Annotated in this window: 3 protein-coding genes; 2 read left to right on the top strand and 1 reads right to left on the bottom strand. The window is 64.0% G+C overall.

The features are described from left to right. A partial coding sequence (locus ABD287_RS18280) for a glycosyltransferase (protein WP_425565674.1) occupies nt 1–148 on the bottom strand: 148 nt, incomplete at its 3' end. A 518-nt stretch (nt 149–666) separates the two neighbouring features. Between ABD287_RS18280 and ABD287_RS18285 the strand changes: the two genes are divergently transcribed. Together ABD287_RS18285 and ABD287_RS18290 are read left to right on the top strand one after the other, a co-directional pair. Continuing rightward, nucleotides 667–1566: an SAM-dependent methyltransferase gene (locus ABD287_RS18285; protein WP_344174759.1), complete on the top strand. Its 900-nt coding sequence runs from the start codon at nt 667–669 to the stop codon at nt 1564–1566. Between the two features lie 77 nt (nt 1567–1643). Continuing rightward, the coding region (locus ABD287_RS18290; protein WP_344174763.1) for a glycosyltransferase at nt 1644–1740 on the top strand (97 nt) is incomplete at its 3' end.

The following is a 1740-nucleotide window of genomic DNA, read 5'->3' on the forward strand; positions in this document are numbered from 1 at the left end:
TGCGTACCTCATGCCCCTGAGCCTTGAGCTGCATCGCCAACGCCAACAGAGGCTGGACGTCACCTCGCGACCCTACGGTCGTCAACAGAACCCGCACGCGGACTTCCCATCCTGATACCTTGTGGCCGCCGATTTCTGGTGGCGGCATCAATAGAGGGTCGTGGCCGCAGCAAAAAGCTGGCGCGCTCGCCGAGCCCCGGCCTCCCATGCGCCGAATCTGGGATAGCCGCTCCTCGACACCGCTCCTCGACACGTTAGCGACGGCGGACACAAGTCAGCGCAACAGCGGGCTCGACCAGCGGCAGCCGTCACGGTAACGACAGCAATTTGTTGGGTCAAGGGCAGGGAGAGGCGCCTGTTTCTCGTCCAATGCAAACATTGAGGTCGGCGCCTCAGAGTGCGCCAATCCCCATGTCTTGTCTTTCGGGCAGCACTGAAATTGGATGCCACCTACCTGGTCCGGTGCTACTTTTCTCGGGCCGCTTGCGCAGCCGTGCCGGTGGCATCGTCGCCGGGCTGTGAGTCGAGCGTGGATCTGTCTACAGGCTCGCATTGCCGCGATGCCTACTGGGCCAGACGAGGCGAGTTTGTCAGTCGATTCCGTACGCTTCGCCGAACACCTGGCGAGTACCCAAAAATCCGACGAGCAGAGGGCCGCGAATATCAATGAGCGTTGACTATCAGAACCCGACGCCCGAGTCCGTTGGTGCGTTCTACGACGAGGTAAACACGATAGTCGCCTATGCTCAGGGCGGTAGCATGCACTACGGCTACTGGACCGGCCCGGACGACGACACCGATTTTGAAACCGCCGGTATTCGCCTCACCGACATGATGATCGAGCGGCTCGCGGCCCGATCGGGCGACCGGGTGCTGGACGTCGGCTGCGGACCTGGCGGGCCCGGCGTCCGGCTCGCCCAAGCAAGCGGTGCCGAGCTCGTCGGAATTTCGGTGAGCGAGAACGACGTGCGGCTGGCCAATGAGAAGGCCCGCGCCGCGGATCTTACGGACCGGGTTCGGTTCGAGCCGGCGAACATGCTCGACCTACCGTTCGCCGACGAGTCATTCGACCATGCGATGGCCTTGGAATCGATTGTCCACGTCACCGACCGGGTGCGCGCGCTGCGCGAGATCGCCCGAGTGGTCCGGCCAGGTGGTCGCATCGTCCTGACCGACTTCATCACCCACGAGCAAGCTGGCGAGAAGGCCGACGACACCATCGTCAAGGTGTACGACTCCTGGCGGACCGCTGCGCCAGTGCCCGCCGATGCTTACGAATCGTTCGCCGAGCAGGCCGGGCTGGTGCTGGACGAGGTAACTGACATCACGGACAACGTGAAGTACAGCGGCATGTGGACCTACCTGGCGTTGCGCGAGTACGCGCGGAGTAACCCGGTCCCGCCGGAGGTGGAGCGGATCCTGGGTGTCTTCGGTCCCGTCTTCAACGGCACGGCGGACAAGCCGGCCCTGAGCGACGAGCAGGTGGTGCAGGGCTGGCAGCAGCTACTGGCCAAGAAGCAGGTCCAAGGAATGATCATCGTCTCGGCGCACAAGCCGCAAGCCTGAGCCAGCGGCCCGCCGATTCACCGTCGGCTGGGCCGCGCTGGCCGGATCCATCCACTTATCCGACGGGGAGACGCGGCGTGCGGGTTCTGTTGACGACCGTAGGGTCGCGAGGTGACGTCCAGCCTCTGTTGGCGTTGGCGATGCAGCTCAAGGCTCAGGGGCATGAGGTACGCA

It is taken from the genome of Pilimelia columellifera subsp. columellifera, from assembly GCF_039532605.1.
Classification (GTDB): domain Bacteria; phylum Actinomycetota; class Actinomycetes; order Mycobacteriales; family Micromonosporaceae; genus Pilimelia; species Pilimelia columellifera.

Bases quoted from the DNA above. Each gene is read 5' to 3' on its own strand.
- ABD287_RS18285 (WP_344174759.1), top strand. From the start codon at position 667: ATGAGCGTTGACTATCAGAACCCGACGCCCGAGTCCGTTGGTGCGTTC.